Origin of the sequence: Vibrio sp. Vb1018, assembly GCF_033338775.1 — a bacterium.
GTDB classification, from domain to species: Bacteria; Pseudomonadota; Gammaproteobacteria; order Enterobacterales; family Vibrionaceae; genus Vibrio; species Vibrio alginolyticus.
In genome coordinates this window covers 70,821-95,960 of the sequence record NZ_JAWOTI010000021.1, presented here as the reverse complement: position 1 = coordinate 95,960, position 25,140 = coordinate 70,821, and the positions used below count along the sequence as shown (strand labels likewise).

The 25,140-nt window shown below is 43.0% G+C and carries 21 protein-coding genes and 1 riboswitch; of the genes, 10 read left to right on the top strand and 11 right to left on the bottom strand.

Annotated features, from left to right (window positions below; translation table 11 throughout):
- The first annotated feature begins 187 nt into the window (after positions 1-187).
- A riboswitch (cyclic di-GMP riboswitch) is annotated at positions 188-277 on the top strand.
- Between the two features lie 116 nt (positions 278-393).
- The 3 genes from R7Z10_RS19265 to R7Z10_RS19255 all read left to right on the top strand — a co-directional run bounded on the left by R7Z10_RS19265 (position 394) and on the right by R7Z10_RS19255 (position 2,126).
- On the top strand, positions 394-984 hold the full coding sequence (locus R7Z10_RS19265; RefSeq protein ID WP_005378367.1) for a TfoX/Sxy family DNA transformation protein: 591 nt from the start codon (positions 394-396) through the stop codon (positions 982-984).
- 114 nt (positions 985-1,098) lie between these two features.
- Positions 1,099-1,785 carry a TVP38/TMEM64 family protein gene (locus tag R7Z10_RS19260; RefSeq protein WP_005378366.1) on the top strand — a complete coding sequence of 229 codons (687 nt, stop codon included), beginning with the start codon at positions 1,099-1,101 and terminating at the stop codon, positions 1,783-1,785.
- Positions 1,786-1,805: 20 nt separating this feature from the next.
- Complete coding sequence (locus tag R7Z10_RS19255) at positions 1,806-2,126, top strand: DUF2007 domain-containing protein (protein ID WP_017820033.1); 321 nt, start codon at positions 1,806-1,808, stop codon at positions 2,124-2,126.
- Positions 2,127-2,157: 31 nt separating this feature from the next.
- On the opposite strand, the gene R7Z10_RS19250 is transcribed toward R7Z10_RS19255, so the two are convergent.
- The 4 genes from R7Z10_RS19250 to topA all read right to left on the bottom strand — a co-directional run bounded on the left by R7Z10_RS19250 (position 2,158) and on the right by topA (position 8,974).
- Entirely contained in the window at positions 2,158-2,961 is an 804-nt protein-coding gene (locus R7Z10_RS19250; protein WP_005387891.1) for an alpha/beta fold hydrolase, read from the bottom strand.
- A 109-nt stretch (positions 2,962-3,070) separates the two neighbouring features.
- A complete protein-coding gene (glgA, locus tag R7Z10_RS19245; protein WP_017820031.1) occupies positions 3,071-4,528 on the bottom strand; it encodes a glycogen synthase GlgA in 1,458 nt (485 codons plus the stop codon).
- Complete coding sequence (gene glgC, locus R7Z10_RS19240; RefSeq protein WP_017634726.1) at positions 4,518-5,735, bottom strand: glucose-1-phosphate adenylyltransferase; 1,218 nt, start codon at positions 5,733-5,735, stop codon at positions 4,518-4,520. Before glgC ends, glgA begins: the two co-directional genes overlap by 11 nt.
- A gap of 608 nt (positions 5,736-6,343) precedes the next feature.
- Complete coding sequence (gene topA / locus R7Z10_RS19235; RefSeq protein WP_005378351.1) at positions 6,344-8,974, bottom strand: type I DNA topoisomerase; 2,631 nt, start codon at positions 8,972-8,974, stop codon at positions 6,344-6,346.
- 434 nt (positions 8,975-9,408) lie between these two features.
- On the opposite strand from topA, the gene R7Z10_RS19230 reads away from it, so the two are divergent.
- Positions 9,409-9,657: a YciN family protein gene (locus R7Z10_RS19230; protein ID WP_005387884.1), complete on the top strand. Its 249-nt coding sequence runs from the start codon at positions 9,409-9,411 to the stop codon at positions 9,655-9,657.
- Between the two features lie 63 nt (positions 9,658-9,720).
- On the opposite strand, the gene aroA is transcribed toward R7Z10_RS19230, so the two are convergent.
- Together aroA and R7Z10_RS19220 are read right to left on the bottom strand one after the other, a co-directional pair.
- The gene (aroA, locus tag R7Z10_RS19225; protein ID WP_005387883.1) at positions 9,721-11,001 is read right to left on the bottom strand and encodes a 3-phosphoshikimate 1-carboxyvinyltransferase; all 1,281 of its coding nucleotides are present in this window, start codon (positions 10,999-11,001) and stop codon (positions 9,721-9,723) included.
- 289 nt (positions 11,002-11,290) lie between these two features.
- Complete coding sequence (locus tag R7Z10_RS19220; protein WP_005378348.1) at positions 11,291-11,767, bottom strand: glycine zipper 2TM domain-containing protein; 477 nt, start codon at positions 11,765-11,767, stop codon at positions 11,291-11,293.
- 39 nt (positions 11,768-11,806) lie between these two features.
- Between R7Z10_RS19220 and aat the strand changes: the two genes are divergently transcribed.
- From aat to infA, 3 genes are all read left to right on the top strand, one after another.
- Positions 11,807-12,514 carry a leucyl/phenylalanyl-tRNA--protein transferase gene (gene aat, locus R7Z10_RS19215; RefSeq protein ID WP_005387881.1) on the top strand — a complete coding sequence of 236 codons (708 nt, stop codon included), beginning with the start codon at positions 11,807-11,809 and terminating at the stop codon, positions 12,512-12,514.
- Complete coding sequence (locus tag R7Z10_RS19210) at positions 12,511-13,212, top strand: arginyltransferase (RefSeq protein ID WP_005378346.1); 702 nt, start codon at positions 12,511-12,513, stop codon at positions 13,210-13,212. The genes aat and R7Z10_RS19210 overlap by 4 nt, the downstream gene beginning before the upstream one ends.
- Positions 13,213-13,293: 81 nt before the next feature.
- Positions 13,294-13,512 carry a translation initiation factor IF-1 gene (infA, locus tag R7Z10_RS19205; RefSeq protein ID WP_001040192.1) on the top strand — a complete coding sequence of 73 codons (219 nt, stop codon included), beginning with the start codon at positions 13,294-13,296 and terminating at the stop codon, positions 13,510-13,512.
- 133 nt (positions 13,513-13,645) lie between these two features.
- Here infA and clpA read toward each other — a convergent pair whose 3' ends face one another.
- The gene (gene clpA, locus R7Z10_RS19200) at positions 13,646-15,913 is read right to left on the bottom strand and encodes an ATP-dependent Clp protease ATP-binding subunit ClpA (RefSeq protein ID WP_005387879.1); all 2,268 of its coding nucleotides are present in this window, start codon (positions 15,911-15,913) and stop codon (positions 13,646-13,648) included.
- Between the two features lie 50 nt (positions 15,914-15,963).
- A complete protein-coding gene (clpS, locus tag R7Z10_RS19195) occupies positions 15,964-16,284 on the bottom strand; it encodes an ATP-dependent Clp protease adapter ClpS (protein WP_005378419.1) in 321 nt (106 codons plus the stop codon).
- A gap of 704 nt (positions 16,285-16,988) precedes the next feature.
- Here clpS and cspD point away from each other — a divergent pair.
- The gene (gene cspD, locus R7Z10_RS19190; protein WP_005378407.1) at positions 16,989-17,207 is read left to right on the top strand and encodes a cold shock domain-containing protein CspD; all 219 of its coding nucleotides are present in this window, start codon (positions 16,989-16,991) and stop codon (positions 17,205-17,207) included.
- A 183-nt stretch (positions 17,208-17,390) separates the two neighbouring features.
- Here the strand turns inward: cspD and R7Z10_RS19185 are convergent, their stop codons facing one another.
- Complete coding sequence (locus tag R7Z10_RS19185) at positions 17,391-19,616, bottom strand: NADP-dependent isocitrate dehydrogenase (protein WP_005378404.1); 2,226 nt, start codon at positions 19,614-19,616, stop codon at positions 17,391-17,393.
- Positions 19,617-19,927: 311 nt separating this feature from the next.
- Here R7Z10_RS19185 and R7Z10_RS19180 point away from each other — a divergent pair, with 311 nt between their 5' ends.
- On the top strand, positions 19,928-20,629 hold the full coding sequence (locus R7Z10_RS19180) for a pseudouridine synthase (protein ID WP_042522115.1): 702 nt from the start codon (positions 19,928-19,930) through the stop codon (positions 20,627-20,629).
- Between the two features lie 85 nt (positions 20,630-20,714).
- On the opposite strand, the gene R7Z10_RS19175 is transcribed toward R7Z10_RS19180, so the two are convergent.
- Positions 20,715-21,392: a DUF2057 family protein gene (locus tag R7Z10_RS19175; RefSeq protein WP_213874672.1), complete on the bottom strand. Its 678-nt coding sequence runs from the start codon at positions 21,390-21,392 to the stop codon at positions 20,715-20,717.
- Positions 21,393-21,468: 76 nt separating this feature from the next.
- Positions 21,469-22,548 (bottom strand): porin, encoded by a 1,080-nt coding sequence (locus tag R7Z10_RS19170; RefSeq protein WP_005378424.1) that lies wholly within the window; start codon positions 22,546-22,548, stop codon positions 21,469-21,471.
- 515 nt (positions 22,549-23,063) lie between these two features.
- Between R7Z10_RS19170 and dinG the strand changes: the two genes are divergently transcribed.
- A complete protein-coding gene (dinG, locus tag R7Z10_RS19165) occupies positions 23,064-25,139 on the top strand; it encodes an ATP-dependent DNA helicase DinG (protein ID WP_017634733.1) in 2,076 nt (691 codons plus the stop codon).
- The last annotated feature ends 1 nt before the right edge of the window (position 25,140 follow it).

Genomic DNA, 25,140 nt, shown 5'->3' with positions numbered 1-25,140 from the left:
GCTACGACGATTGATGGGCGTAGCCGCTCAGATCGTAGTTTCTTGATTTAGTTCCATCGAATTACGCAACAAAGCCCCTTTCCATATGCAAAATAGAGCATTCAATCTATCATTTTTATTGAACCGAAATCACACTTTTAACGCTAAACCGTGATGTTAATTCAATATAAGAAGTATGCTCATTGTGTCACGCACAGGGCAAACCATTCGAAAGAGTGGGACGCAAAGCCTCCGGCCTGAACCATATTACGATATGGAAGGTAGCGGGGTTACCGATGGCAAGTGTGTAAGCAATGACTTTACTCTGTAATGACATTGTTTTTACGCATGTTTGCTACTCTCTCGGACCTGACTTTTGGTGGCGTAATATTAATTACACCGAGATAACAAAACATGGATAAACCGATACTCAAAGACTCTATGAAGCTATTTGAGGCACTTGGTAATATCAAGTCGCGCTCAATGTTTGGTGGCTTCGGACTATTCGCTGATGAAACAATGTTTGCACTAGTGGTAAACAATCAGCTTCATATCAGAGCAGACCAAAAAACTTCATCTGACTTCGAGAAACAAGGGCTAAAGCCTTACGTTTATAAAAAACGTGGCTTTCCAGTCGTTACAAAGTACTACGCTATTTCCAGCGATTTATGGGAATCAAGCGAACGCTTAATCGAAGTAGCGAATCAATCATTGAAAAAGGCAAAGCTTGAGAAAGAACAGCAAGCAAGTACAAAGCCTAACCGTTTGAAAGATTTGCCTAACTTACGACTGGCTACCGAGCGCATGCTAAAAAAAGCCGGCATCGAATCCGTAGAGAAGCTTGAAGAGGAAGGTGCGCTTAACGCCTATAAAGCGATAAGAGATACGCACTCTGCAACCGTCAACATTGAGTTGCTATGGGCACTAGAAGGTGCTATCAACGGCACTCATTGGAGTGTGGTACCTCAAGCTCGCCGAGATGAGTTGATGAACGGCCTCCAATAAAAGTCGGCCTAAAAACTATCTTGTAAAACCGCAGTCTAATCTGCGGTTTTTTTGTGAAATTTTTTCGGTTTTCCTACTGTCTTATTACATATATCCCAAATTGGAATCAAAATTATGAATAAGAAACTGATATTAGGTCTCATCCTACTAGCGGCTATCGTCTTTTTAGGTATTAACTTTGGCCAGTATTTAACCTTAGAGAATGCAAAAGCCCAACAAGAAGCACTAACTACATACATCGATCAGAATTTTGTATTCTCGGCTGCGATTTACTTTTTTACCTACATTGCAATTACCGCTTTTTCTATCCCAGGAGCGGCAGTAGTCACCTTACTTGGTGCAGCCTTATTTGGTTTTTGGACAAGCTTGCTACTGGTTTCTTTCGCTAGCACTATGGGGGCAACACTGGCCTTCTTGAGCAGCCGATACTTATTGCGTGACTGGGTACAAAACAAATTCGGAAATAAACTCAACGCAATTAATCAAGGTGTCGAAAAAGACGGAGCTTTTTATCTATTTTCCTTGCGTCTAATCCCTGTATTCCCTTTCTTTCTAATCAACTTACTGATGGGCTTAACACCGATGTCTGTAGGTCGATTTTATCTCACTAGCCAAATAGGTATGCTGCCAGGCACAGCCGTATATCTGAATGCAGGTACTCAATTAGCAACAATTGAAAGCCTATCGGGCATTGTTTCACCCGCAGTATTAGCGTCTTTTGCGCTATTGGGACTATTTCCAATCATCACTAAATGGGTTATGAATAAAGTAAGGCCGACACCAAGTCAGCAAAACTCGTAATTGGTGAAGTGGGTATTTTGATGAAAATATTTATCGCTAAAAACCCAGCAGAAGCACACATTGTATGTGAGCTGCTTAAAGTGGAACAAATTTACTGTGAAGTTCGCGGAGAAGGTATTTTCGGCTTAAAAGGAGAACTGCCGTTTGGTGATGATACCGATCCTTATGTGTGGCTTTTTGACACGGCACAAAAGATGAAAGCTGAAGAAATAGTAAAAGCATATCGAAAACAATCCGATAGGCATGAGTATCAAGATTGGCAATGCCCAAAATGTCATGAAATAAACGAAGGGCAATTTGGTGCATGTTGGCAATGTGGATATCAACTAGGAGAGCTATAGCGGCTCTCCTATTCAGTGGATGCACTCAGTTTTAAGCACATACAGCTTGCTGTTTAATAAACTCGATGGAGTGTTGATTGAAGTCTTCTGGACGCTCTACATTGCATACATGACCACAATTCGGGATTTCTCGTAGAATGCTGAGCTTATGTGCTGCAACCATTTCTTTGACAGGTTTAATAAACATGTAATCCCTGTCGCCCATTAAGTAAAGAGTCGGAATGGGTAACTCTCGATCTTTAAAATATTTCATTAACGGATTTACATCAGCGGCGAGAATAAACCAACGTTTAAATTCTTTTTGGCAAAGCTTCTTGGCTTCGCGAATAAAAAGGTGGCGAGATTCTCGTTGGCTTCTTTGAGGCATAACAATATAAGCGAACAGTTTGTAGAGCCACATGTACGGTAGGATATGCTTACAAAAATTACCTAATTTCACCAATATCTGAGAACGAGTGTTAAGCCTTGTGACAGCACCGCCGAGCACCATCGAACGTACGCGCTCTGATGACAATTCAGCAAGGTTTCGAACAATAATAGTACCAAGCGACATACCGACAAAATGAGCGGATTGGATCTTTAAATGGTCCAATACTTTCAAAATATCTTGGGTAACTTCCGTAAAGGTATAACGGCTAGCAATGAGCTCTTTAAGTAACTGATTTGACTTTCCATGACCTCTTAAATCGATCAGCAATAAGTTAAAGTGTTGCTTGTAAGCTTTAATTTGCTTGAACCAGATAGAAGAGCTACCACCAGCACCGTGCACAAATACAACCCACTCATGACTAGTAGGGTGCAAATAGGTTTTATGAAAAAGTAGCGGCTGGGTCATATTGAGTATCAAAAAGATCGTGCTATTGAGTAAAAAGCCATCCTACCACACTCCCCTTACTCAAGATAATAAAGGCACCTCATTCGGTGCCTTTCGTTACAATTTTAAGTCAAACTAACGCTGAGTGGTAAAGCTGCAAATAAGATTCTGCGGCCTTTTGCCAACAAAAGTCTTGTTGCATCGCGTGCAACTGTACTTTATTCACTTCAGGCTCGTTTTGAGCGTAGAGCAACAGTGCCCTTAGCATCGTTAACAACAATGCCTGCGGTGTCGGTTCGAAAAAAACAAACCCCGTTGCTTCAGATGGGTTTACATCATAATCGCTAACGCTGTCCTTTAAGCCACCAACACCGCGTACTATCGGTAATGTCCCATAAGCCATACTATAGATTTGGTTTAAGCCACATGGTTCAAACTCAGAAGGCATCAAGAAGAAATCAGAACCAGCTTCAACGATATGCGCAAGTTCATTGTCATACGCTTCTACAAAGGCAAATTTGCTAGAAAACTGCGCGGCAACCTCTCGTAACTGAGCGGCAAGAACAGGGTCTCCGGTCCCAACGACAACTAGCTGAACATCGTGCTTCAAAAAATCGGCCAAAGCAGGCAACAAGTAATGAACGCCTTTCTGCTGGGTCAACCGACAAACCATACCGAACATAGCTACATTTTTTTCGGGCAAATTTAGTCGTTGTTGTAATGCTTTTTTACAAGCTTTCTTCCCTTGCGACATACTTTGCTGGTCGGCGCAGTAATTAACCGGCAAGTAGGTATCAGTTTCCGGATTCCAAGCGCTGTAATCACAACCATTCAAGATGCCGACTAAGTCCTGCGCACGTTGCTGAAACTCCCAAGCCATGCCGTGACTGCCAAGCTCTGTTTTTAGTTCCTCTGCGTACGTAGGGCTAACCGCGTTTATCTTATCTGCATTCATTACACCAGCTTTAAGCATCGTAATATGCGTTGCACTCACCGCAGCATCGGGAACGTTTCTACAATGAAACTCTGGCAAACACTGCACGTCTTCATAACTAAATACGCCTTTAAAGACCGCATTGTGAATTGAAATGACGCTTTTAGTATGAGCAAAAAACGGATCATTGCCATACCTGTGCTTGAGCAAAAATGGAACAAGACCTGTGTGCCAATCGTTCGCGTGTATGATATTAGGTTGAAAGGCGAGCTTGGGTAACATATCGAGACATGCTGCACTAAAAAACGCAAAGCGCTCGCCGTTATCAGTATACGCTTGGTTGTTCTCCGCATACATTGATGGTCGATTGAAATACGGCGGACAATCAATCAGGTAAACAGGATTTTGACCTAACATGAGCCGCAAAACTCGATACTCCGTATGCGGCCATGATGTTAATTCTGTTTCTAATACAACTTCTGCGTCTGCGAGTTTATCAATACTGCTGTACGCAGGGATGGTAATTCTTACGTCTTGCTGTAGGTTTTGAAGGGCTTCCGGTAGTGCCTTGGCAACATCTGCCAAGCCACCACTTTTAATGAGGCCTTCAACCTCAGAAGCTACAAACAGAATAGATAAGTTGTTAGTAGCCAACTCGAGCTCCTTTCGGAATAACAACAATGCCCTCCTCAGACACGTGGAAGTGTTTTTTATCTTCTTGAAGATTCACACCAATCTGAGTACCAGGAGCAATATCGGCATCCTTGTCGACAATCACACGACGTAAAACACAGCCTTCGCCAATTTTTACGTCACCAAGAAGTATACATTCGCTGATATCGCAAGCAGAAGCAATATTACTGCGAAAACCAAGCACCGACTTTTCGATTCTTGAGCCTCTAACATAGCTGCCATTACACACTAAACTATCGATTATCTGCACACGACCATTATCAGAGTCGGTAAATGTCGCAGGTGGCAATGGTGGGTAGTAGGTGTGCAATGGCCATTTACGGTTGTACAGCGAAAATGGAGCATCTTTTTCTAGCAGATCCATATGCGCTTGCCAGTACGCATCAATAGTTCCGACATCACGCCAGTACACCTCTTCTTTTTCGCCACTGATTTTGTTGGTACTGAAGTCATACACGAACACATCACCTCTAGGGAACATCTTTGGAATGATGTCCTTTCCAAAATCATGTGATGAAGCTTCATTATCCGCATCTTCGACCAACTCTGAGAACAGTACCTGAGCTTCAAAAACATAGTTACCCATTGAAACTAAAGCGTAATCAGGGTCACCAGGAATCGACTTTGGATTTGCTGGTTTTTCTTCAAAGCCAATCATACGACCTTCACTATCCACTTCGATAACCCCAAATTGCGACGCCTCTTTTAGTGGCATGCGCAATGCAGATACCGTCAGAGAAGCCTGCTTTTCTGAGTGGAAGTTCAGCATTTGTTTGATATCCATCTTATAGATATGGTCAGAGCCAAAAATACAAACTTGCTCTGGTTCCTCTAATTCCATAAAACGCAGGTTTTGATAGATCGCGTCCGCCGTCCCTTCGTACCAACGTTTACCAGTACGCATTTGAGCGGGAATAGGATCGATAAAGCGGTCTGTAATGCCGTTGATGTTCCACCCCTTTTTTAAGTGATGGAATAAAGATTGAGATTTAAATTGGGTTAGGACGTAAATGCGCATCAGATCCGCATTAACAAAATTGTTTAGAGCAAAATCGATCAATCGATAACTACCACCAAACGGTACCGAAGGTTTACTGCGAGATTCCGTTAAAGGTCTCAAACGAGAGCCTTCACCGCCAGCAAGAATCATTCCCAAAACACCAGCCATTTGTTGTTCTCCATATCGTTATAGCTTGGATTTGGTACTCGCTTGAATGAGTCATACTCGGGGAGTCAAGCGAATACATTTAGCAACCGTCTCTGAGTTTCTGTGAACTCTTACAACACGGATAAAAAAGCTACGGCACTTCCAGTATGCAACGTCCACTCTTTCCTTATTTTTTGACGCAAACAATGCACACAGTTGCACTAATTTTTGTAATAAATTATCTAAGCGGGTTCTAAATTACAATTTTTAATACGCCATTCTGTGTACCATACAGCTCTTGCGTACTCAAGATGATATCTAGATCACACATGGAAAAGCAAACGATTACATTGTGAAAACAATTTACGAACGGATTCACTACACCACCGATTTTTTAGCCCAATGTATAACAAATATGTGAATGCAAAATGAAAGTTACAACGAATATTTTTTACATAAAAAATACATCAGCGACTACGAAATATTGATGCTGGGATCTTCTCGCGTCAGCAAAACTCAGTCAAAGCAGCAAAGATCTATACGAACAACACAGTGGCCTTTACGCAAAAACAAAACGCAAAAAAGGCAGCGATATCGCTGCCTTTTTACATTACTTAGATCGTACGTTATTATGCTTTCGCTTTTTTACGCTTATCAGTGACTTCCCACTTACCGTCAACAAAGAGCGCTGTCCAACCAGATGGTTTGCCATTCTCTTCCGAACGAACGTAGTTCTCTTTTGTTTTGCGACTAAAGCGTACGACTGCAGGACGACCATCAGGATCTTCTTGCGGTGCGGTCGCTAGGTATTTGAACTTCTCAGGTAAACGCTCTTCAAAACGTGCCAGTTCAGCAACCAAAGGAGCACGTGTCTCGCGCGATTTCGGGAAGTTGCTTGCCGCCATAAATAGACCTGAAGCACCATCACGAAGTACGAAATACGCATCTGAGTTTTCACATGGCAACTCGGGGAAATGAACAGGATCTTCTTTCGGTGGCGCGACTTCGCCATTCTTAAGAATCTTACGAGTGTTCTTACACGTTTCGCTCGTACAATCCATGTATTTACCAAAGCGACCGTTCTTAAGCACCATATCAGAGCCACATTTGTCACACTCAACAACTGGACCATCGTAGCCTTTTACTTTGAACTCGCCGTATTCAACAAGGTAGCCTTCACAATTCGGGTTATTACCACAAACATGCATCTTACGCTTGTCATCAATCAGGTATGCGTCCATCGCTGTTTCACAGATCGGACAACGCTTTTTAGCACGAAGAGCTGCGGTTTCAACGTCTTCTTCTAGAACGTTAATAATACCTTCTTCGTCACCCAAGTTGATGGTTGTCTTACAACGCTCTTTTGGTGGTAACGCGTAACCTGAACAGCCTAAGAACACACCTGTCGAAGCAGTACGGATGCCCATTGGACGGCTACACGTCGGACACTCGATATCCGTCATGACGATGTGGTTTAACTTCATACCGCCTTCTGACTCATCCAGCTCCGCTTTTTCAAGATCGCCAGTAAAATCAGCAAAGAAGTTGTCTAACACAGCTTTCCAGTTCACTTCACCTTCAGCGATTTGGTCCAATTTCTGTTCCATACGCGCAGTAAAGTCGTAGTTCATCAAATCGTTAAAGCTGTCATCAAGGCGGTCAGTAACAATTTCACCCATTTTTTCAGCGTAGAAACGGCGCTGATCAACTTTCACGTAGCCACGATCTTGAATCGTAGAAATGATCGATGCGTAAGTCGACGGACGACCAATACCTCGTTTCTCCAGCTCTTTAACCAGTGCTGCTTCAGTGTAGCGCGCAGGTGGCTTTGTAAAGTGCTGTTTAGGGTCAAGTGACTCTAAGCTTAGCTTATCGCCAAGTTGTACCGCAGGAAGGATTGTATCCTCGTTTTTGCCCATTGGACGCTGTACACGAGTCCAGCCGTCAAATTTAAGGATACGGCCTTTCGCTTTAAGCGTGTATTCTGCCGCTTTTACACTGATGGTTGTTGAATCGTATTCTGCTGGCGTCATTTGACACGCTACAAACTGATTCCAAATCAAAGCGTAAAGTTTGTGCGCATCAGCATCGACACCTTGCAGGTCTTCCGCCTTAACACCCACATTTGAAGGACGGATCGCTTCGTGCGCTTCCTGTGCCCCTTCTTTGCTACCGTACGTCAATGGTTTCGCTGGCAGGTACTTATCACCAAACTCAGAACCAATAAAGTCACGTACAGCGTCCACAGCCTCGGCACTTAGGTTAGTCGAGTCAGTACGCATGTAAGTGATGTAACCGGCCTCATAGAGGCGCTGAGCTAGCATCATGGTCTTTTTCACGCCGTAGCCCAGACGTGTACTCGCTGCCTGTTGAAGCGTAGAGGTGATGTAAGGTGCTGAAGGCTTGCTCTTTGTAGGACGGTCTTCACGCTTACATACTTCGTAACTTGCATTCTCAAGTACAGACATCGCTGCTTTGGTTTCTGCCTCATTAACTGGCTTAAACGCAGAACCGTCTTTCTGCGCAACAAGCAGTTTAAAGTCCGCTTTGTCTTTCGTTTTCGTATTCGCATGAATGTCCCAGAATTCTTCTGGTACAAACGCGTTAATCTCACGCTCACGCTCAACTAACAATTTCACCGCAACAGACTGCACTCGACCAGCAGATAAGCCACGAGCTACTTTTTTCCAAAGTAAAGGTGAAACCATAAAACCAACGACACGGTCCATGAAGCGACGTGCTTGTTGGGCATTTACACCATCCATGTTCAGCTCGCCAGGTGTCTGGAAAGCTTGTTGGATCGCGTTTTTCGTAATTTCGTTAAAAACTACACGTTTGTATCGCTCTTCATCGCCACCGATGATCTCACGAAGGTGCCATGCGATTGCTTCCCCTTCGCGGTCCAAATCGGTTGCGAGATAAACGCAATCTGCGTCTTTGGCGAGTTTTTGTAGTTCGTTGACAACTTTTTCTTTGCCTGGAAGGATTTGGTAATTCGCTTCCCAGTCATGATATGGGTTAATCCCCATCTTTTTGATCAACGCTTTGCGGTCTTTCTCTTTTTTAACGCGCGCTTTCTCTTCCGGACTCATCCCTTTAGTTGAGATGGCTGCGGCTTTTTTCTCACCAGTGCTTTGACCGGCCGTAGGCAGATCACGCACATGACCAACACTAGACTTAACAATAAAGTCTTTACCAAGGTACTTATTTATCGTCTTTGCCTTGGCTGGTGACTCCACTATAACGAGTGATTTACCCATAACTGACTCTAACGTCCTTCATAATAATGCGGGTAGAAGCCTTGTTTAAAGGCCACCCGCATAATGTTCTATTTCATTGCTTCTTTTTTTACTATTGTGCGAGATGAAAAGAAGATCAACTGCTTTTTTGAAATTCAGATCCGATTGGTTGACAATTCATCGTCTTTATACTTCAAAGAGACAGGGTTCTGAAAGGTATTGAGCGGCATATCTAAACAGGCAAACTTAGCATCCGCTAATCCAATGCAATAAATTTTGTTACCCATCACAAAATAGTTTGGTTCAATGCTCTGCCATCTTCCTCCGCATCATGCTTATACTCTAAAAATTGATCTGTTTAGTCTTACTGAACGATTGACTGAATTAATCATGCAAACCCATTTTAGTTGTAGGTATACTCAGCGTTCTTAACTGAATAGGATGGTAGAAAGAATATGTCTGATAGAACGTTTATCGAAGAGTTCGACCTTCTTTTGATCGCTAACCAAATCATCCAAGAGCACGATGATTACATCGAGGGAATGCGAGCAACAAGTGTAGAAGAAAAAGAAGGTGTTTTAGTTTTTAAAGGTGAATACTTCCTTGATGACAAAGGTTTACCAACTTCAAATACGACTGCAGTATTCAATATGTTCAAATACTTAGCGCATCACCTTTCTAAGGAATTTACGCTGGTTAAATAGTATTGGGAAACAAAAAAGCCAGAGTGTTATTCACTCTGGCTTTCCTGTTTCAGGTCAGAATATTTAGCAGCTCAAAGCCTTAAGTTTGTCGAAGTAGTCAGGGAACGTTTTCGACGTACACTTTGGATCGTTAATCGTCACAGGCGTATCACTAAGTGCCACCAGCGAAAAACACATCGCCATTCGATGATCATCGTAAGTATCAATCGCAGCATGCTTTAACTGAGAGACAGGTTTGACGATGATGTAGTCTTCCCCTTCTTCCACTTCCGCACCGACTTTACGTAACTCAGTCGCCATAGCTGACAAACGGTCTGTTTCTTTTACACGCCAGTTATAAACGTTACGAATAGCGGTAGTGCCTTCGGCAAATAGCGCTGTTGTCGCGATGGTCATTGCAGCATCAGGGATATGGTTGTAATCCATATCGATGCCTTTCAATTGACCAACACGTGAAATTACGTAGTCATCACCCCATTCAATTTCTGCACCCATTTTTTCAAGCGCATCAGCAAATTGAATATCACCTTGAATGCTGTTTTTACCGATACCCGTGACTTTAACTTCTCCGCCTTTGATGGCTGCCGCCGCCAAGAAGTAAGAAGCAGAAGACGCGTCACCTTCAACCAAGAAATCACCTGGAGCGATGTATTGCTGACCGGCTGGGATCACAAACTCTTGATAGTCATTGTTGATCACATCGACTCCAAACTGCTTCATGATATGCAGGGTGATATCGATATAAGGCTTAGAAACCAAATCGCCTTCGATGTTGATGCGAATTTCACCTTCAGCCAATGGCGCAGACATTAAGAAAGCGGTCAAGAACTGACTTGAAATGGACCCATCGATAGAAACTGTACCTGCTTTTAGGCCAGTACCAATTATTTTGAGAGGCGGAAAGTTCTCGTTTTCCATGTACTCAACGTTCGCACCAGCATCTTTCAGTGCCGTGACAAGGTGACCAATTGGACGCTCTTTCATACGAGGTTCGCCCGTCAGTACATACTCCCCTTCTCCAAGACAAAGAGCCGCAGCTAATGGTCGCATCGCAGTGCCAGCATTGCCGAGAAATAACTCTACCGGCTCTGAGACAGAAAACGGACGCCCAAGGCCTTCAACGAGACATTCTGTTTTATCTTCGGAAAGTTGGTATTGAACGCCTAGTTTAGTCAGCGCATTCAGCATATGACGAATATCATCACTGTCGAGGAGATTAGTAAGGCGAGTTCTGCCTTTAGCAAGAGCAGCAAGTAAAAGAGCTCGATTAGAAACGCTTTTAGAGCCAGGAAGGTTCACTTCCCCTTGAATTTTATTGATAGGTTGTAACGTTAGGCTTTCCATTAAAAGTTGATAATCCTTTGTGCCCTCAACATACGATTTTTATGAGGGCTAAACAATTCTTCGTGAATTCAGACTACCCAAAAAAACACGACAAAACCAGAGTAAATCGGCGCTAATTTATGAATATCCTCAAGCAGCCTAAAGATACAGAATTAAAGGCATTGCCAGCGATGTAAATCAGAGCGAAAGAAGCACGGCGAAACAGCAAACTATTTCGACTTTATTTGACTATAAGCCAGCCCGACTGTACATGCCTGATTAGGCTTCGTTAGACTAAAACAACCTAGGGTTAATAAGTGATATCAACCCTGACTCCATCATCAAAATATAAAATACGAACTTCATCCCCTCGACTAAATAACATATTTTTATCAACATCTTGGATGACATTAATTAGCTTATCACCCTTCACTTTGATGAGTAGCTCAACTAACTTATATTCAACCGTGTATTGGTAATTACTTTGGTTTTGAGCAACTGCGGCACCAGCAAGCGCACCCACTGCCGTCGCGACTTCTCTTCCCGTACCGCCACCAAATTGATTACCGACTAAACCACCGATAGTGGCACCAAGTAGTGTCTTCCAACCGTTACTTTTCGATTGAACAACCTCTTGTTGAGTAATATAACGGACAGAGTCAATCTTCCCGTAAACTACTTCATTAACTGGCTTGGCAACATTTCTTTCATAGGCTGCGTTGGCGACAAGTGGTAAAAACAGTATGATCCCAAGCCATACTTTTACGATATTTCTTAACCAGGTCATCATAAACTCCTCTGACTCCAATGTTGGTAACGACTTCTTATGGCTATTTATTTAACTGAACTCGATGAAACGTTCAACTTTCCCTCACCCTATAAAGCACTCAGCGACCCCAATGGTTTGCTGGCTTTTGGTGGTGACTTAAACCCCATGAGAATCCTCAATGGTTACTATCAAGGCATTTTCCCTTGGTATGGTCCTGGTGAACCTATTTTATGGTGGAGCCCTTCTCCGCGCGCCGTGTTTGACCCATTACAGTTTAAGCCATCTAAAAGTCTCAAAAAATTTCAGCGTAAACATAACTATAAAGTAACACTCAATTTCGCGACAGAAGAAGTGATTAGACTATGTTCTTCAACACGCCCTGCAGAGGAAACATGGCTCAACGAGGAAATGCAAGCTTCCTACATTGAGTTAGCCAAACTTGGTCACTGTCACTCTGTAGAAGTATGGCATGACAACAACCTGATTGGCGGACTATATGGCATTTGCGTGGGCCAACTTTTTTGCGGAGAGTCGATGTTTAGTCTAAAAGATAACGCATCCAAAATTGCATTGTGGTACTTATGCAACCATTTGGCGTCAAAGCAAGGTCAATTAATCGATTGCCAAGTTATGAATTCTCACTTGGCATCACTTGGCGCATTTGAACTTGAGCGTGACGAATTTATGCAAAAACTACTATCTTTAAGAGAAAAGCAAACACTATTTGATGCCTATCAGCCCCAAGTTTTGCAGGATTCAGTATGAGTACGGATATACAACATATTCGAATAGGGTTGACGAATAATCACCCTTGTAGTTATTTGCCTGAACGGCAAGAGCGGGTTGCGGTGGCGCTTGATGAAAGGCTGCATACTGAAGAAAATTACCAGTTGCTCATGGCTAACGGTTTTCGTCGTAGCGGAGATACCATATATAAACCGCATTGCGAGCATTGCACCGCTTGCCAGCCAATTCGAGTCTCGATTCCAGACGTTAGATTATCAAAAAGTCAGAAGAGGCTGCTTAATAAAGCACAGTCTTTACGCTGGGAAATGAAACCTGAAATGGATGAGGAATGGTTTGAGCTTTACAGTCGGTACATCTGCAAACGGCATAAAAACGGCACTATGTACCCACCAAAGCGTGATGAGTTTGCTCGATTTGCTCAAACCAGCTGGCTGACAACGTCGTTTTTACACATTTACGATGAATCAGATCAATTGCTTGCCATTGCAGTGACAGATTTGATGCCACAATGCTCGAGTGCTTTTTATACTTTCTTTGACCCTGACTACGAGTTATCTCTTGGGACATTAGCGGTGCTTTATCAAATTAAATACTGCCAAGAAAACAAACAACAGTGGCTATATTTGGGATATCAGATTGATGAGTGCCCAGCAATGAGCTACAAAACACGCTTTCAACGCCACCAAAGGCTAGTAAATCAGCGTTGGCGAGGGTAGAATACGCCTCAACTTTACATAATTACTATTTAGCGGCAGAATATAGCCCGCTAATATTGCCTAATTTCTAAAGAGGATTAAATGGCTAAAGAAGACGTAATCGAGATGCAAGGCACTGTCCTTGACACTCTACCAAACACTATGTTCCGTGTTGAACTTGAAAACGGTCACGTTGTGACCGCTCACATCTCTGGCAAGATGCGTAAGAACTACATCCGTATCCTAACGGGTGACAAAGTAACTGTAGAGATGACTCCATACGACCTGTCAAAAGGCCGCATCGTCTTCCGCGCTCGTTAATCTCTGATTTTCGGATGCAATAAAAAACGGAGCAAGCTGCTCCGTTTTTTATTGCACAATTTTTTCCGATTTAGTTCAGATAAAAAAGCGCACGATCTTCTCGTGCGCTTTTGCGTTTGTTACCGACTAACGATTAATGCATCGCTGTCTCTTTCTCACTTAAGTATTCAAACTCAAGCGTATCGTTGACCAGCGTTACCTTCACTGTACCGCCGTCAACTAAAGATCCAAACAACAGTTCGTTAGCCAAAGGCTTCTTAAGCTGTTCTTGGATAACACGCCCCATTGGGCGAGCCCCCATAGCTTTGTCATAACCTTTATGTGCTAACCAATGGCGAGCGTCTTGCGATACTTCCATTGAAACGCCTCTCGCATCAAGTTGCACTTGCAGTTCAACAATGAACTTATCAACCACTTGATGGATAACGCTTTCATCAAGGCTGTTAAACCAGATGATGTTATCAAGACGGTTACGGAACTCAGGAGTAAACACCTTCTTAATTTCCGCCATTGCATCGTGACTGTTGTCTTGTTGAATCAAACCAATTGATTTCTTCTCGGTTTCCGCCACACCTGCGTTAGTTGTCATAACAAGAATGACATTACGGAAGTCTGCTTTGCGACCATTGTTGTCCGTTAGCGTACCGTTATCCATGACTTGCAACAGCAGGTTAAAGATATCAGGGTGCGCTTTTTCAATCTCATCAAGTAATACGACTGAATGTGGGTGCTTAATAACAGCATCAGTTAGCAAACCACCTTGGTCATAACCGACATAACCAGGAGGCGCACCAATTAAGCGACTTACGGAGTGACGCTCACCATACTCAGACATATCAAAACGAAGTAGCTCGATACCTAGAAGCTTAGATAACTGCACTGTCACCTCTGTTTTACCAACCCCTGTTGGGCCTGCAAACAAGAATGAACCAACAGGTTTGTTGTCTACACCTAAACCTGCACGTGTCAGCTTGATCGCCTCGGACAATGCATCAATCGCATTATCTTGACCGAATACCAACATCTTCATTTTGCTATCTAAGTTTTTCAAAATGTCTTTATCTGAAGAAGAAACCGACTTCTCTGGAATTCGCGCCATTTTGGCAACCATTGATTCGATATCAGCCACTCCGACCGTTTTTTTACGACGGCTTGCAGGAGCAAGACGACTACGAGCACCAGCTTCATCAATGACATCAATGGCCTTATCTGGTAGATGGCGTTCATTAATGTATTTAGCCGACAGTTCTACCGCGGCACGCAGTGCTTTATTGGTATAACGTACTTCATGGTGAGCTTCGTACTTCGGCTTCAAGCCCATCAAGATTTTAGTTGTATCATCCAATGAGGGCTCTACAACGTCTATCTTTTGGAAGCGGCGAGACAACGCACGCTCTTTCTCGAAAATGTTGCTGTATTCTTGGTATGTCGTCGAACCAATACAACGCAACTTACCGCTACTTAAAAGAGGCTTAATAAGATTTGCTGCATCGACTTGACCACCAGATGCCGCGCCTGCACCGATGATGGTATGTATTTCATCGATGAACAAAATGGCATCTTCTTCTTTTTCAAGTTGTTTCAAAATCGCCTTGAAGCGCTTTTCAAAATCACCGCGGTATTTGGTACCAGCGAGCAAAGAGCCAATATCTAGTGAATAAATCACGCTGTTTTGAATAACCTCAGGGACCTGCCCTTCGACAATTCTCCATGCAAGACCTTCCGCTATGGCTGTTTTACCAACCCCTGCCTCACCCACTAGTAGTGGATTATTCTTGCGGCGTCGACAAAGTACCTGAATAGTGCGCTCTAACTCTTTATCACGTCCAATGAGTGGGTCGATGTTTCCATCTTTAGCGACTTGATTAAGATTCGTCGCAAAGCTTTCTAGGCGTTCTTCAGAATTAGGCTCTTCAACACTTTCTGAGCTAAACGAGTCTGATGATGAATCCTCACCTGCACCTGATGCTTTAGTAATACCGTGGGAAATGAAGTTAACAATATCTAATCGGGAGATGTCATTTTTCTTCAGAAGGTAAGCGGCATGCGACTCTTGCTCACTGAAGATAGCAACAAGCACGTTGGCGCCTGTTACTTCATTACGACCAGACGACTGTACATGAAAGACGGCGCGTTGTAGTACACGTTGAAAACTCAAAGTCGGCTGCGTTTCACGCGTCTCATCACTATCTGGGATAAGAGGCGTAGTTTGATCGATGAAAATATCGAGTTCGTTGCGTAAAGCGTCAAGATCCGCCTTACAAGCTAGAAGGGCTTCCTTAGCTGCATCATTTTCCAACAATGCAAGTAGGAGGTGTTCGACAGTCATAAACTCGTGGCGTTTATCTCGCGCCCGAGCAAATGCACCGTTAAGGCTTGACTCTAGTTCTTTATTTAGCATAAGTACCTCCCGAAAAAACAACTGGGGTTGTTCGAGCAAGTCTTCTTTGTTTACGCTTGCTCCATAGTGCAAAGTAGCGGATGTTCATTTTCCCTTGCGTACATCGTAACTTGCGCTACTTTTGTCTCGGCAATTTCTGCGCTGTATGTGCCGCAGATTGCCTTTCCTTCATAGTGGACCTGAAGCATGATTTGAGTTGCTTTATCAATATCATGTGAGAAAAATCGCTCAAGCACCTCTATGACGAAATCCATAGGTGTATAGTCATCATTATTGAGTACGACATTGTACAGCTTAGGTGGCTGGACTTTCGTACTTTCTCGCTCCAGAAGATCAGAGTCCGGAGTGACCCATTCAAAATTTTTACTCATGGCAATCTAAAGATATCGTATCAAAGGGTTGATGTTTTCGACCTATAAAAACAATCTACCACAAGCATGCAGCGCGGTGTAGTGAGTTATGGCACCGAATTCGATCTTTGATCGATAAAAGTTGCTACCTAATATAGAGACTAATGCACGTCTTGATACGGCGCAAATAAAAGATGCTTGTCGATAAGTTACACATTTTTTCTTATAAAAGAACTTTCTATTTATTGCTCTCGGACTATTGCAAACCACCCCATCATCTTCTATCTGGATCACACTTCCTCATTGAGAATACGGTAATTATCACGAAAACTTCATTTTTTATTCAGTCAGAGGATTCTTCTCCCATAAGCAACACGGACAGTATGGCTTTTTCAGTATGAGCCACTTCATAGGCAAATTGACTAAACTTCTGCGTATATACGAAAAACTGTTTGCAAATTTGTTAATCTCAAAAGTGATTTGTTTTCAATTATGTTTCTGTTTGTTGCTCACTGCTATTGACTGTCGAAATTCATTGACTACAGTGGAAAGTGTCGATGCATAAATCATCATTTTGAAACCTCTCTTCTTTAAGTGGTTTGATGAATGTGACTTATCATTGATTTGACGTTTGTTGGCATTCGCTGACAATGGTAGTACCAAGTTAAAGGTATAACTTGGTTGCAGTAACAACATCAGTAAAAAATGCATGAGGGATGTAAAGCATGGCTACAGGTACAGTAAAGTGGTTTAACAATGCCAAAGGATTTGGGTTTATTTGTTCAGATGAAGAAGAGGGAGATATCTTTGCCCACTACTCAACTATCCAGATGGACGGTTATCGTACACTGAAAGCAGGCCAACAAGTCTCTTACGAGATTGAAAAAGGTCCCAAAGGCTGTCACGCGAGTAGCGTCGTGCCTCTTGAAGGCCAAGCCAAATAATTAGAGCGCTGTCGAAATATAAAAATATTGCTCTCGAAACGCCACGTTGATGTTTTGAAGAGAAAAATAAACCCGCCAAGATAGCGGGTTTCTTACTATTTAGAGCACGCGTTACAAAAGGAACACTTACAACGCACTTACAGGATAGGAAACACGTCGAAAACGACGTGTTTTTACACTAACTTACTTGTTAATGATTGCGTTAAAGGTTTCGCTTGGACGCATCAATTTAGAAACCAATGCATCGTCTAGTAAGTAGTAACCTCCTAGCTCACCTTTCACGCCTTGCGCATTATTTAGCTCAGCAACGATCGTTTCTTCCTGCTCTGACAGCGCTTTTGCAATTGGTGCAAATTCAGCAGCAAGATCCGCATCATCCGTTTGCTCTGAAAGCGCTTTCGCCCAGTAAAGTGCAAGATAGAAGTGGCTTCCACGGTTATCTAGCTCACCCACTTTGCGTGACGGAGATTTGTTGGTGTCTAAAAACTCACCGGTCGCTTTATCTAGTGTATCTGCGAGAACCTGAGCCTTAGGATTGTTTGTCGCTACACTTAAATGCTCTAACGAAGCTGCAAGCGCTAGGAACTCGCCCAAAGAATCCCAACGAAGGTGATTCTCTTTTTCTACTTGTTGAACGTGCTTAGGAGCAGAACCACCAGCGCCTGTTTCAAATAGACCACCACCATTCATCAATGGAACAATAGATAGCATCTTAGCAGACGTACCTAACTCTAGAATTGGGAACAAGTCTGTTAGGTAGTCACGAAGAACATTACCTGTAACAGAGATAGTATCTAGGCCCGCTTTCATACGCTCTAGTGAGTACTTACAAGCTTCAACAGGAGATAGGATCTTAATCTCTAGACCGTCAGTATCGTGATCTGGTAGGTAGGCGTTTACTTTCTTGATGAGCTCAGCATCGTGCGCGCGGTTTTCATCTAGCCAGAATACAGCTGGAACACCTGTTGCACGTGCGCGAGTCACTGCTAGTTTAACCCAATCTTGGATTGGTGCGTCTTTAACCTGACACATACGGAAGATATCACCTTCTTCAACCGCTTGCTCTAACAGTACGTTACCTGAAGCATCAACAACGCGAACAGTACCCGCAGCGTCTAGAATGAATGTCTTGTCGTGAGAACCATACTCTTCAGCTTTCTGAGCCATTAGACCAACGTTAGGTACGCTACCCATAGTGGTTGGATCAAATGCGCCGTGCTCTTTACAGAAATCAATAACCGCTTGGTAAATACCTGCGTAGCTACGATCTGGAATCATCGCTTTGGTGTCTTTTTGTTTACCATCTGGTCCCCACATTTGACCCGAAGAGCGAAGCATTGCTGGCATAGAAGCATCTACAATAATGTCACTTGGTACATGTAAGTTTGTGATACCACGATCAGAGTCAACCATCGCAAGTTCTGGTTGAGTTTGGTAAACCGCTTGAATGGCCGCTTCAATTTCTGCTTTTTGCGCTTCAGGTAGAGACTCAATTTTTGAGTAAACATCACCGATGCCATTGTTTACATCAACACCTAGCTCTTCAAACAGCTTACCGTACTTATCGAAAACGTCTTTGTAGTAAACTTTTACGGCATGGCCGAAAATGACAGGGTCAGAAACTTTCATCATCGTCGCTTTCATATGAAGAGACAGCAGCACGTCTTGTGCTTTCGCTTCAGCAATCTCTTTCTCGAAAAATTCAACCAACGCCTTCTTCTTCATTACTGAAGTATCAATGACTTCTTTATCTAGTAATGGGAACGCAGACTTAAGCTCTTTAACTGTACCATCATTACCGACAAACTCGATTTTGACCTCTGTTGCACCAGAGATAGTTGTAGACTTTTCGCTACCAAAGAAGTCATTGTCTGACATGCTCGCAACATGGGACTTAGATTCTGCTGACCATGCACCCATTGAGTGTGGGTTTTTCTTCGCGTAGTTCTTAACCGAAGTCGGAGCACGACGGTCTGAGTTACCTTCACGAAGTACTGGGTTAACCGCACTACCTTTGATTTTGTCGTAAGCCGCTTTAATCGCTTTCTCTTCGTACGTGCTCGGCTCTTCTGGGTAGTTTGGTAAATCGTAACCTTTCGCCTGAAGCTCTTTAATCGCCGCTTTAAGCTGAGGAACTGAAGCTGAAATGTTAGGTAGCTTGATGATATTTGCTTCTGGAGTTTGAGCTAGTTCACCAAGCTCAGTCAACGCATCGCCAATGCGCTGTTCTTCTTTTAGATGCTCTGGGAAGTTAGCGATAATTCGACCTGCTAGTGAAATATCACGAGTATCTACATTGATGCCAGACGATGCTGTGAATGATTGAATGATTGGTAGTAATGAATAAGTTGCTAGCGCCGGCGCTTCATCAGTGATGGTGTAGATAATTGTAGGTTTTTCTGTAGGCATGAAATTTCCCTATTTTTTAATCAACTTGTTGGCTGATCAACTCAGCGTCTGAGTTGGTTTAATTGACGCATTGCTGCGCGTTAGCAGTACATGTCTCCTCACTAACGCCACATGCGGTTCGCACTCTTTGTTGTAGTTTGAAGCTCTAAGCTCTGAATCCATGAGTGCACTGATATAATTAAACAAATAACACGAATTAGTCTATCATTCTGTGCGCGTTTGTTAGTTTTAGGCGCGCAAATCATATCCGATCATGAGAAAACTTAAAACTTTCAAACACAGTTCATTTACATTTTTGCAGGGTAGTTAACATGTCATCTCGTACAGGTCAGGAAAAAGGTCGCAGTCGTAACCAGTCTAAAACGGGCCATTTTAAACACTCAGGAGCTCGCAATGGCTCGAAGACTCGTACTCAGCAAGACCGCCGCCCTAATCGCCCAACAAAGAGCCAAAAGCCAAAAGTGCCCCCTAAAGATCGTAAAGTCATTATTTTCAATAAGCCTTACGATACGCTCAGTCAATTTACCGATGGCGATGGTCGCAAAACGTTAGCGGACTATATCCCGATCAAAAATGTCTATGCGGCTGGCCGATTGGACCGAGACAGCGAAGGTTTAATGGTACTCACTAACGATGGCATCTTGCAGGCGAAGCTAACGCAGCCAAAGTCAAAATCGCCGAAGACTTATTGGGTTCAAGTCGATGGCGCTCCTCAGGAGCAAGATCTTGAAAAATTGAGAAAGGGAGTAGAGCTAAAAGATGGTATGACTCTACCAGCCGAAGTTGAAGTTATTCCAGAACCACAAGTCTGGGACAGAACGCCTCCTGTTCGTTTTCGAGCAAATATCCCTACAACTTGGTTAGCCATTACCATTATTGAAGGAAGAAATCGTCAGGTGCGTCGCATGACTGCGCACATTGGCTTCCCTACCTTGCGCCTCATTCGTCATTCGATGGGTGATATCGTCCTTAACGACCTAATGCCTGGTGAATGGAGAGAAATCTCTCTCTAATAAGCAGAAAAGATAAAAGCAGGCTTAAAGCCTGCTTTTTAGATTCGTACTTTTTCAGTTAAGCCCTATCTAATGAACTAAGGGATTACTGCTCAGCAAGCCAGTTTTTAAAGGCCTCTTTTTCCGCCGGAGACGCTTTCTGGTACATCGTCTTTAATACATCAACCATTGGGCTGTCGTTCGATGCGGCTGTTGAACGGGTATCACTAGTCTCAACTCGAGGCTCGATATCACTTACTGATTGTTGATGCTGATTCACAGTTACATAGCTAACAGCAACACTCGCGATACCGCCAGCAATATTGTAGTTACGAGATTCTTGAGGGTAATTACGACCAATTTGAACACCATCTGACTCTAATATATCTTCGACCAAAGCAATAGGTTGGCCTTTGGTATCCAGTAATTGCCAATCTAGAGGCGAGATGTTGTTTTGCGCTTGGCGAAGAGTTTTAAACTCTGGCAGTTCAAACGTTAGCTTTTCGTTTTCAGCATCAAATTTAGCAACGATTACATCACTGTAAACCGTCTTAAGGTTTTCGTTAATTTCGAATGTAGGTTGATATTTGAAGACAATTTGATTCGTTCCGTCAGGTAGTTCGATTGTCTTCTCACTAGAAAAAAGACCACCTTCTAGATCTGGCTTCTCCATGTTGACGGCCAATAACTTCACGTCTTCTGGAACCACTAAAGTCGTTGCAGCGTAGAGGTTTGTACTGGCAAAAATAGACAGTGCCATTGCCACTTTTAATGATAACTGCATAGAATTTTTCATCCTTATCTTCATAGTAAAAGACCCAGCATATAGCTGGGTCTTACAATATCAAACTGGGTATTGATTACCAGTAGAAACGAGCACCAACACCGAAGTTAGTTGCGTCGTCTGTGTCTTTGTTGTCGAAGTCAGTACCTTCGAAAGTGTAACCCGCTTCTGCGAATACACGTGCCCATTTAGAGAACTTGTATTCAACACCAGCGTAGAACCAAGAAGAGTCTGCGTCTACTTTACCTGCTTCGTCAGTAGACTGAGCTAGGTACTCGTAACCAGAGTATAGAGTTGTTTTAGGAGCGACAGCGAACATACCAGCTACAACGATGTAGTGTGAATCAACTGTTGATTTACCTAGCTTATCTTCGTTTTCGTTGTAGTAGTACGTAGCACCTAGAGTGTGCTCGTTTAGTGCGTACTCAGCAGTTACTTCAAAAGATAGGTTTTCGTTATCAGTACGCTCTGTGTGAGAAACTGTTTGCTCTACACCATTAAGAACTAGTTTTTTCTCTTTAGTTACGTTGATGTCGTTGTTCGCAGTAAGTACACCAGCGTGTAGAGATAGGTCGTTGAAAGATTTACCAACGAATACTTCTAGTACTTCTTCGTTAGAATCTTTTTCGCCTAGCGCGTAACCAGCTTTTAGCCAGAACGCGTCATTTTCGTAAGCGTATTTGATTTGAGAATCGTTGTTCCAAGCGTGACCGTATGCAGTTTCCGCTGCGTTACCACCGAAGAAGTAAGAGTAATCTGCGAAGTATACGTCATCAGCCCAAGTACCTTCTTTACCGAAGCGAAGAGTACCCATATCACCCATATCAAAACCGATGATGTGGCGACGTACGTATACAGAGTCATCTGTACGCTCGCTTGAATCAGCACCTGCGTCGTAGTTGTCACCTAGAGCAACACCGATTTCAACTTCACCCAGAACTTTTAGGCTTTCGTCAACAACGTAAACCGCGTTCACACCAGTACGAGAAGAGCTAGTGTTTAGCTCTGCTGTGTGATCAGTTTTTTCTGTGAATAGAAGAGTTGGACGTAGCTGACCGTAGAAATCTACAGAACCTTCTTCAGATTTGAATACTTCAGCTGCGTTCACTGAAGTTGCAGACGCAACTACAGCTAGTGCTAATAGAGTTTTTTTCATAATTAATCCACTGCCTTTTCTTAGTTCGGGATATCCTTGTCCGGTTCCCTTTTTTTATATGTTTGAGGTAGAGCGTTAACAAAACGTTATACAGCACCTCCTCAAAATCTGGAGCTAAGAGTGCAAAAGATTATTCTGGCTGTCAAATTTTCTAAATACCAATGTAAAAAAAACAAAATACCATTACAAAACAATAACTTGATAAGTTTACCTTTATTTATTCGACGAACATCTAACCAATCTCCATTATTATTTGTAATTTACAAAATTATTAACAAATGGTTTTTTAATCCAATAAGTAAATTTAAAAAAACAAAAAAAAGAATAAAAACCCACAAATCAGACCAAGTTGGAGTTTTATATTTTTCATATAATGAAATTAATTTCATTAAGATAAGGTTCAATATTTTTTTGTGAAGGAGATCTACATTCCTTATAAAAGCATTCCGTTTTGTGAACTACTGTACAACTAGTGATGTGTGCTACTATTCGCCTCCAACGCATTTGAGGCCCGTATGCTGACCAGTAACATTCAAAAATCGATTCGTAATAGCTATCAAAACCTTCAAGATCAACTTGATAACTTTGTGCCTAGAAGAGCACAAAACTACCTTGTTGCAGAGATTGCAAAAACGCTGTGCGGTCAGTATCACAAATCTAACCGAATACTCGTTGCAGAAGCAGGGACTGGAATTGGTAAATCGCTCTCCTATCTAATGGCGACCATTCCCGTGGCTGTACATAACAATAGAAAAGTGGTTATCTCAACGGCGACCGTCGCTCTGCAAGAGCAGCTCATAAATAAAGACCTCCCTCTTTTTCGTCGGATTACCGACCGAGAGTTTTCTTTTATTTTGGCAAAAGGCCGTCAACGCTATTGTTGTGCAGAAAAGCTCGCTACTGCTAGCGGTGCTGATGGTGGCCAGTTAGCCATGTTTGAAACCAAACCTAAGCAAAAAGATATAGAGCTGTTAGAAACAATGCATCGCTCTCTTGCGCAAGGTAAATGGGACGGTGACCGTGATTCTTGGCCTAAACCCATCGACGATAAGCTTTGGCAACTGATTGTCAGTGATAAACACAGTTGCAATAACAGTTTACCAGGCCACCGCGGCTGCCCATTCCAAAAAGCGCGCTCAGAGTTGGATAAAAACGATGTCATCATTGCTAACCACTCTCTCGTCATGGCAGACGCAGATTTAGGTGGCGGCGTGATTTTACCTGAGCCAGAAAATACGATATACGTCTTCGACGAGGCACATCACTTACCTCACGTCGCTCGTGACCATGCTTCAGCATCTGCGAGTTTAAAAGGTGCGGCAGCATGGCTTGAGAAGTTAAATCAGTCGATTAGTAAGTTTTCATCACTCGCAGACGAGAAACGCGTAGCTCGATTTCGCAACGACCTTCAAGACGCGGTTCAGAACTTGATACCGGCACTGACTCAATTGCCCAAACAGTTCGACCCAGCTCAATTTGAAGAGGGTATCTACCGCTTCGAACACGGTGAACTACCTGAGTGGCTAGAGAACCAATCCAAAGAACTAAAACAGTTCAGTAAAAAAGCAAATCAGAGCGTGGCAAAAATTGCCGACCTTATTGCGGAAAGAGTAAAAGACGGGGAGCTTGCGACAAGGTTGGCTGAACCAGCGCTTGCAGAGCTCGGTTTCTACATTCAAAGGTTAGAAAACCTAGCGCAAGTATGGCATTTAATGGCTGAACCAACTCGTGAAAAAGGTGCGCCTTTAGCTCGCTGGTTAGAAACCCACCCCGATCGCGAGGGTGATTTCATTGTGAGTGTTTCGCCACTTGAAATTGGATGGCAACTCGACCAACAGATTTGGAGCAGATGTATTGGCGCCATTTTGGTTTCCGCAACGATGCGTGCATTAAACTCTTTCCATTACTTTTGCCATCAGGTTGGTATTGATGGAAAACCAGAATCAGGCACTCAGTTTTTAGCGCTTGCGTCACCATTCGATTACCAAAACCAGGCAGAATTGCTCATCCCTGCGATGAAATATGAACCACCAGCGCCTCAATTTACTGAATATCTTATCGAGATATTGCCTAAGTACTTGGAAGACAAGAAAGCCAACTTAGTATTATTCTCATCCTATTGGCAGATGAACCAAGTCGCGAAGGCACTCTCTTCGGAGTTCATAAAAAAAGGCTGGGCGTTGCAAGTTCAAGGTGAAAGCTCACGTCAAGAAATTCTAAAAAAACATAAAAAGTTAATAGAATCAAATAAAACCAGCGTCTTATTTGGTACTGGCAGTTTCTCTGAGGGGCTAGACTTACCTGGCGAATTACTTGAAAACTTGGTGATTACAAAAATTCCATTTGGCGTTCCAACCTCCCCTGTTGAGCAGGCTCATTCCGAATACATTGAGAAAAAAGGAGGAAACCCGTTTATGCAAATAACTGTACCAGACGCAAGCAAAAAGCTGATCCAGAGCGTAGGTCGCTTACTGCGTAAAGAGAGAGATTCTGGTAGAGTAACGATTCTTGATCGACGCCTAGTCACTAAGCGATACGGACAAGCCTTAATCGACTCACTACCTCCATTTAAACGTAAAATAGAATATTAGA